Source organism: Collinsella sp. LCP19S3_D3, from assembly GCF_052121455.1.
Classification (GTDB): Bacteria; Actinomycetota; Coriobacteriia; order Coriobacteriales; family Coriobacteriaceae; genus Collinsella.
The window spans coordinates 1-7,695 of record NZ_JBQKEF010000033.1; the positions used below are offsets into that span (position 1 = coordinate 1).

At 53.4% G+C, this 7,695-nt stretch carries 5 protein-coding genes and 1 pseudogene; 3 read left to right on the forward strand and 3 right to left on the reverse strand.

The window, feature by feature from the left end; translation table 11 throughout:
- Window positions 1-471: 471 nt before the first annotated feature.
- A complete protein-coding gene (locus ACTQXM_RS08745) occupies window positions 472-2,157 on the reverse strand; it encodes an AIPR family protein (RefSeq protein ID WP_441537624.1) in 1,686 nt (561 codons plus the stop codon).
- Window positions 2,158-2,190: 33 nt separating this feature from the next.
- The gene (locus tag ACTQXM_RS08750; RefSeq protein WP_441537625.1) at window positions 2,191-3,225 is read right to left on the reverse strand and encodes a helix-turn-helix domain-containing protein; all 1,035 of its coding nucleotides are present in this window, start codon (window positions 3,223-3,225) and stop codon (window positions 2,191-2,193) included.
- Window positions 3,226-3,867: 642 nt separating this feature from the next.
- Here ACTQXM_RS08750 and ACTQXM_RS08755 point away from each other — a divergent pair.
- Together ACTQXM_RS08755 and ACTQXM_RS08760 are read left to right on the forward strand one after the other, a co-directional pair.
- Window positions 3,868-4,029, forward strand: a pseudogene (locus ACTQXM_RS08755) (transposase); the annotation flags it as partial.
- Window positions 4,030-4,278: 249 nt separating this feature from the next.
- On the forward strand, window positions 4,279-5,433 hold the full coding sequence (locus ACTQXM_RS08760; protein ID WP_441017436.1) for an acyltransferase family protein: 1,155 nt from the start codon (window positions 4,279-4,281) through the stop codon (window positions 5,431-5,433).
- A 94-nt stretch (window positions 5,434-5,527) separates the two neighbouring features.
- Here ACTQXM_RS08760 and ACTQXM_RS08765 read toward each other — a convergent pair whose 3' ends face one another.
- A complete protein-coding gene (locus ACTQXM_RS08765) occupies window positions 5,528-5,680 on the reverse strand; it encodes a Fic family protein (protein ID WP_161160854.1) in 153 nt (50 codons plus the stop codon).
- A 122-nt stretch (window positions 5,681-5,802) separates the two neighbouring features.
- On the opposite strand from ACTQXM_RS08765, the gene ACTQXM_RS08770 reads away from it, so the two are divergent.
- On the forward strand, window positions 5,803-7,695 hold a 1,893-nt coding region (locus tag ACTQXM_RS08770; protein ID WP_441537626.1), incomplete at its 3' end, for an N-acetylmuramoyl-L-alanine amidase family protein.

The following is a 7,695-nucleotide window of genomic DNA, read 5'->3' on the forward strand; positions in this document are numbered from 1 at the left end:
CGAGTCCTACCGCGTCCGCCATGCCCTCATGCAGGAGGGCTAGCCGCTCAAAAAGCGTGCGCGCTTCCGATGCTCAGGCTGCTCAATTTCCGATGCTCTTTTTGCTCAAATCCTCTTGACGAAACACACCGGCGCCTCGGGCCTCACCGCCGTCCAGGTCGCCCTCGTCGCGAAGGGCGTGTTACGGTCAATGGGAAATCGGTCAATTGGTTGTATTTACATTAGCCCTAACACGGCACCTCGGCGTTCACCGTCGAGGGCTACCTGCCCGGCTCCCTCGCGATCTCCCTGCTCGAGGCCCTGCGCTCCAGCATCCCCTGGACCGTGTTCCGCTCGTGCCCGATGGGCCTGCCGTGGGCGGGCGTCTCGTGCGAGGTTGACTGGTCGGGCCCGACGATCGGCAAGGATGTCAGCTTTGTTTCACTTTACACAGTATGCGTCAAGCTGATGCTCATTAAATACCCATTGAAATTATAGCCCCCATTGTTCGGATGCTCTCTTCTGAATCTCGGATACGAACGACGCGCTTTTTGCAGTTTGGGCGTTTCCTCCAAAGTCGAGATATGCCGACCTTGCTAATTCGATGACAGGTCGGAGGTCTTCAGATGAAGGCGGTTCCAGTAATTCGAGCTCGGATTTGGTTAGGTCCAATGAATCAGACTGTTTTGCACAATAAAGATAGATCACGTGGAAGAGGAGGTCATTCTGCTCTCCTCGTGTTAACTCAAACTTCTTTATGAGCTGTTTAATCTGATTGCCGGTTTTCGCTAATTGGTAATATGCCTTGAGGGAGATATTCTCATTAAAAATCTTACTGTATTTGTTCTCGTCTCCCAAGATTTTGGCGGGTCTAGCCCGAGCATAATCAGGCTGTTTAAGCAATGTTGCAATCAAACATTGTCCCAAAAATGAAATCGAGACAATGTCCTTTGACGAAATGCCGTTGTTCTTTCCCGAACTTTTTCTTCTGTCGTAGTGGAGACCGTGGTTTTTGAAATACCTCTCTATCTGAAGATGAGTGGTTTCGAGCGAATGGAGAAAAGCAGGAGGTATAGACGTCTGATAGTTTGTTGCCTGAATAATTTTCGCTTTAGCTTCGTAATTGCTAGTAGCGATGCACTTTATTAGCACTTTCCTATCGTCGTCATTTTCCCCCAATGATTGGCAATGCCGAGCAATTTCGTTTGAGGTTTGGAGTCCGTTAACGATTCTTGGGTTAGTTAATGAGACGGAATGATCCATATCTCGAGCCATCGAGTCGGCTATGATAGTGATTCCGTTATTGAGCCACCAAAAATCAATAGCTGATTTATTGTCGAGCGTCTCTCGAATCGCTTGATTCACATGTACGTTGCCTTGGTAATCACGTATGTTCGCCTCAAACAATATCTTTTTCAGGTGACCGCTATCATCGGTAATGAAATCACAGTACTCCTTAAGCGATACCGTGAGGATTGCGCTTGAGCTATCGGGGCAAAGCGGCTCTTTTGTCCCTTTCAGGGTCATGGTCTCATCGGGCACTTCCTCAATGAGTTCGAAAAAATCAGGAGCAGTAATAAAATCAACATCTACCACTGTGTTTTTAGATGGAATGATGCGTTCGACAAGTTCCTTAAGTTCTCCAGCTTGTTTCTCTAGGTTGTTGTGAATTTGAGTGGCCAATGAAACTGCCCAAAAATGAATATAGACCTGCAGGCGTTTTTTTATCGTTTGTTTAAGGATTGCTCGAATTAAACTAAAGAGATCGATAACGTCTTCGCGATATCTTTCCCGATCAGGGTCTTCTGATTCTGTCAGGTTTGCAAACGAATCTTTCCAGTTTTGGATAATTACTTCTGAAAAGCTGGTTTGATTTTTCGCCTGAATAAAGTGAATGTCCACCCTGCTTTTATTGTCCAACTCGAGCGAATCGGAATCCTCTCCATTGACCAGGATATCATTTACGAATACAAAGATGCCGTCATAGCCGCCATCGCCTCCGCCGTCAGTCAACCCTCTGGCGATATCGTCATCATCAAGCAGATACTGGGTCAAAACTTGTTGAGCAGCGACGTGTTCGAAAGCTTCACTGGGACTCATTCCATCGTCTATGCGATGCCGCTCACTTTCGATGAAATCTATAATAGAAGATTGCGTGATGTTGAGGCTTTTGTTCATTTTTGCTCCTTCATCATTTGCGGAAACTTGCTCTTACGCTTTTGGAATAAGTTTTTCATTGTTGCTTTCGAGGCGGCCTGCTGATTGTGCATCGCTCATGGTGTCACCATCGGTGTAGTCGAACGTCGCAAGCCAATGGGTCAGCTCATCGCGCCTTTCCGTCGTCGGCTTGTCCTTCAGCTCCTCCAGCTTGTCAGTCAGGCGGACGAAAGCCCACTCCACCATGTTTCCCTGGGTTCGCAGCCTGGGACCTGTTTCTCCATTCTTCTCGGGCGTCAGGTTGGCCGCTCCTGCTATGGCGAACAGGTAGTGCATCGCCTGGTTGGGGCTTCCGAAATAATGCCGCGACAAGGGTGTTAGGGTGACGCCCAGCGCCTCGCAGAGGGCTTCCATCTGCTTTGCGCGTGGTATGCGCTTTCCTTGCTCGTAGCTTCGCAGGGTGAACAGGCTCAGCCCCGCCTTCTCGGCGATCTCCTCCTGGTTGAGGCCGCGGATACGGCGCATGTCCTTGAGGGCGGCGGCGAAGCTTTCGCTCATCCAACGCTGCCCCGATTCGGGCTTATTAGAATCGTAGTCGGGGTAGGCGGCGGGGTAGTCCCGCTTGCTGAAATGGTCGTGGAACTCGTCCTTCCACAGCTCGTAGTCGCCCCGGAACGCCCCCTCGTTTTTACACATCGCCTCGTACGCCTTCGCCCATCTTCCTATGCCTTGGATGAAGAAGTCCCTCGTAGGGGCGATATAGGCGAAATCGTCGTTGTAGCCGAACTCGAAACCGTAGATGTCGGCCAGCTCCACGGTCATGAGGAAGAGTTCGTTGTGGTCGGCAGCGGGGTCGAACGGGATCAGGGCCTCCGGCATGACCTCCAGCGCCGCCGCCAGGCTCCGGACGTGCTCGGGCTTCGGCATGCGCCTTGCGAGCTCGTAGTTGCGCACGGTGGACTCGTCGATGCCCGCCACCTGCGCGACCTCTCTTTGGGTGAGTCCCCGCAGCGACCTCAGCTGCCTCAGCTTCTCGGCGAGGCGATATTCCTCGCGCCCCCTCGGGAGGAGCGAGTTTCTCATCTCCATCGAATCCCCGCTTCGGATGTCCGATAAAACGCCGGAATGGCGCGAACCTGCTAATTTATTTTTAGTTTACATCAACAGTGCGTTAGCGTCTTGCTATACAGTGCGTAAATGTAGTGCGTATATGTACTACTAAAACAGTGCGTAAATGTACTACTTGACGGGAGGAAGTGAACGGCGGTGAAGATGATAAACGCGAACGAGATCGCCGACCTGATGGGGGCTCTAAGGCGACGGCCTACAAAATCATCAGGCGGCTCGATGTCGAGCTCAAGGAGAGCGGATGCAGGACGATTCAGGGCAGGGGGAGCCAAGAGCGTTTCGAGAGGGCGTACTTCGGTATGCCCGATCAAGCCGAGAAGGGAGGCGAGTGTTCCCCAGCAGGAAGTCGCCCATCACCCTGGTGAGCGCCGCCTTCTCGGAGATGGACGAGGACTGGGCCTCTCGCCGGTGGTTCAGTGATGAGTCCATGGGAAGGGTCGTCGAGGGTGCGAAGGTGAACGTGCCCGCGCCCGCCTACGGGGGCTCCGCTGCCTTCGCCGAGACCGACCCGAACTGGTGCGCGCCGGGTACGACCGCGCTGTCGAGTTACTGGCGGCTGAGGACCGCGACGCAGCCGACCCGTTCGAGGAAGCGGCACCCTTCGCGTTCACGTACCTGGGCTTCCCCATGAGCACCGCAACTGGATGCGCACCAACAACGTCCAGGAGCGCGCCAGCGCCGAGATCAAGCGGCGCTCCAAGGTGGTGCCGGTCTTCCCGTCCGTCGAGTCGCTGGTCAGGCTCGTCGGGGCTGTCTGCCTCGACCAGAGCGACGCGTTGCCGTACGCGCAGAACCTCATGGACGTCCGCAGTCTGCGGAAGGGCTACGAGTCGCCCGGGCTGCCGGCGGCGGGGGAAGGGGCCGTCGGACGTGCCCCGACGCTCGTGGGGGTTGCCTTCATGGACAAGCTTGGTAAGGTCGCGTAGGATATCGGTCGACGACGGCCCTGGAGGGGCTTACGCCACTATTCGTGACACAACTTGCCCTCCATGTGTAATTGGCTAAATTGTTAGTATGCAGGACACGTTAGCGACTTATAAAAGTTGCACGGTGATGGGGGAGAGTTTGGGACGATCAAAAGGGCGCAATTCAAAGGTTGAGCTTCTGCGCATCATCTCGATGTGGTTCATAGTGGCTCATCATTTCGTGATTCATAATGCTGAGCCCATTTCTGTTTTTCCGGGAACACTTACGCGCATGGTGCTGCACGGCGTGCTGTATCCCTCGGGGCGTATTGCCGTTGCCGTGTTTTTTATCATCACGGTGTGGTATCTGGCCGACGCGCAACTGACACTTAAGGGTCAGCTGCGAAGGGCTTGGACCCTGCTGGGACAAATGCTCTTTTACAGTGTGCCGCTCGTCCTGTTCTTCGGTGTGTTTAAGGCGGGGGATGGTCTGCAAGCTGAAGAGCTGATGGCTGCCGTCTTTGCCCCGCTCGCCTCGCTGTGGTGGTTTCCTACGGTGTATATTCTGCTGATTCTTGTGGCGCCCTATCTGTTCGACGGGTTGCGTGCCCTGACGAGCCGGCGGCTGGGCGAGCTCTGCATGCTGCTGATCGTGCTATATGGCGTCTTGCCCGTTGTGCCGTATTCGACAATTGGCGGCTTTGTTTCCTCCCTGACGGGTCAGACGGTCGTGATCGCGTGCGTGACGTGTTGGTTTAAGTATCATTATCGCGGCGGGGCGGATGCGAGGGTTTTGGCGCTGCCCGTTCTTTCGTACGTTGCTGTGTACGTTTGCTACTTTGTGGCTCAAAAGGACGTGCTCCTTTTGAGCGCTTTCGCTTCCAGCGTGTACGGATCGGTGGTGACTAATCCTGCAAGCCTCTTGTCGCTTGCGATCGCACTTCCGGTGTGCTTGTTTGTCTTTAACGCTCAACCTGCGCATTGGCCTGCTGTCAATTACTTGGCCACGTTGTCGTTTGGCGTATACCTTGCTACGGACAGCGGTTATATGCAGGAATTACTTTGGAAGAACGTGCTTGTGTTTTCTCACTGCCACACGGCGTGGGGGCTGCTGTCGGTTGTGCTCGTGGTGACCGGCGTGTATGTTGCCGCGTCCTGCGTCGAGGCAGTTCGACAGGTTCTGTATCGGGTGATGTTCAAGCATCCGGGTAGGGCGTTTGATGTTTTGTGTGACAAGATTGCAGGGGTTTCTTTGCTAAGGTAGGCCATTGTTGGGCCAAGTCCTGTGCGGTGTGTAAATTCGTAATCGCGATTCCCCTACGCTGTCTTCCTCAGCTTCGCCTGCTGCCCGGCGATTCTCACCAGCTTCGGCACGGAGTCTCTCCGTCTCTGAGAACTCCGTTCTTATCGAGGAAGTGAATGAAGAACGCCGCTGCAGAGCGCTTGTTGCCATCCAAGAACGGATGCTCCTTCACTGCGATATAGGCAAGGACTCTGTTGGCAGAAAACACTGTCTAACATTTCTGCCGCGTTCCCCAGTAGGTCAAGTAATTCAATTACAATTATTCGAGTTCAAATTTGTTTGGTTAAAGTTTACTTTTTAGATTTAAGTTAATTTGTTGGGAGTGCATATATGAAAAAAGTTCGTTGCGCAGTCGCTAATTTGGTTACCGCTGTTCTGGTTTCCTCTTCATTCCTTGCTCCCGTTTCGTCGGCCTATGCAGTTGAGTTTTCCTCGCTTTCAAATAATGAAGCCGAGACCTCTAGCTCCTCTTCATTTTCGGATTTCGTTTCCGAGGATACTGAGAAGACCGCCGAAGCCGACCCTTGTGAGGTTACTGAGAAGACCGCCGAAGCCGACTCTTGTAATTCGGAAGTCGAATCGGCCGCTCAGCCGGCTCAATCTTACGATTCCTCCTCTGTCGATGCCTCTTTTCAATACTTGTACATTGCGCAGCCCTCTCTTTCGTTGGGTGCTATGCAAGAGGCGGCGTTCGCAACTGCATCTGACTCCGATGTTTTGACCTCTGCGTCCCTATCATTCGTCAGCGATTCTGGCGAACAGCGCTCCATTGAAGCTTCGGCCTTCGCTGGGAATGCTGCGGGCTTTACATTCGGACAAGATTTGTTGGTAGCGCGGTATTTTTTAACCGGTATTACGTATCAGGTGAAGGATTCGAACGCAATCTATTCAGTGGATCTCTCGTCTGAGGATTACAGCTTTAACGTAGTCAATTCGTCTACTTCTTCTGATTACATTGACAATTCCGATGATTTGTCAGTCTACTATGCCGATGAGAACGGCAATCCTGTCGAGGCTTTCTCTATTGAAGAGGCACTTTCCGGTTCTGAAGGTGATAGTGGCATTGCAGCTTATAGCGCCGATTCCCGTTCAGCTCGTAAAAATGTTCGTGTGATCGCACTTGATGCCGGTCACGGTGGATCCGATCCTGGCGCTCAGGGCAACGGGAAGAGCGAAGCCGACCTTACTTGGAAGATTGTTAGCGCGTGTAAGACCAAGCTTGAGAACTACGGATTTAAGGTAATTCTCGCTCGTGAGCAGTCGGGCAGCTACGGTAGCAGCGACTTCCTTTACCGCGTTCAGCGTTGCGTCAATCAGGGCGCCCAGGCCTATATCAGTTTCCATATCAATTCAGGTTCGTCCGCAGCCCATGGTGCCGAGGTGTATTCGCCTACCGTGAACGGGGCTGACTATACCCAGGTTTCGTACGAACTGGCCCAGAAGGTTCAGAACAATCTTGTTGCTCTCGGACTTACAAACCGTGGTGTCTTTCAGATGCAGGTGGGCGACGAATTCGCTGTTATTCGTTGTGCTCGTGAAGCTGGAATCCCCGGTATTTTGATCGAACACGGATTTATTTCCAATTGGGGCGATGCGAACAAGTACTTTAGTGATGCCGGGTGCAAGCGTCTTGGAGAAGCTGATGCAGACGCCATCATCGCGCAGTTCCCCAAATCATCTTGGCTTGATTATTCGTCTGTTTTCGATGCCGACTACTATCTTAATAAGTATCCAGATGTTAATGAATGGGCAAACGGAAGCAAAGATAGGGCCCTGGATCACTTCGTCAACTACGGCATGTCGGAGGGCCGCCGCGGCTCCGAGGCGTTCGACGTGCAGAGCTACTACAATGAGTACCCCGATCTCCGCGCCGCCTTTGGCACCGACCTCGCCAGCTACTACTCGCACTACCTTATGTACGGCAAGAAGGAGGGGCGCCACGCTACCGGCTGCTCGAAGCTCAAGGGCGCCGCAACCAAGGCGGGCGGCGTGGACTACGCTCCCGTCTACGACCCCGAGTACTACCTCTCCCGCAACGGAGACGTCGAGAAGGCCTTCACCAAGTCGACCTACGGCGGCGTGACTATGGTCGACGACTCGGCCGTCCTGCGGCACTTCGTCAACTACGGCATGTCGGAGGGCCGCCGCGGCTCCGAGGCGTTCGACGTGCAGAGCTACTACAATGAGTACCCCGATCTCCGCGCCGCCTTTGGCACCGACCTC

Excerpts from the sequence above, each read along its gene's own strand:
- ACTQXM_RS08745 (WP_441537624.1), bottom strand. The coding sequence starts at position 2,157 with ATGAACAAAAGCCTCAACATCACGCAATCTTCTATTATAGATTTCATC.
- ACTQXM_RS08750 (WP_441537625.1), bottom strand. The coding sequence starts at position 3,225 with ATGGAGATGAGAAACTCGCTCCTCCCGAGGGGGCGCGAGGAATATCGC.
- ACTQXM_RS08760 (WP_441017436.1), top strand. The coding sequence starts at position 4,279 with ATGCAGGACACGTTAGCGACTTATAAAAGTTGCACGGTGATGGGGGAG.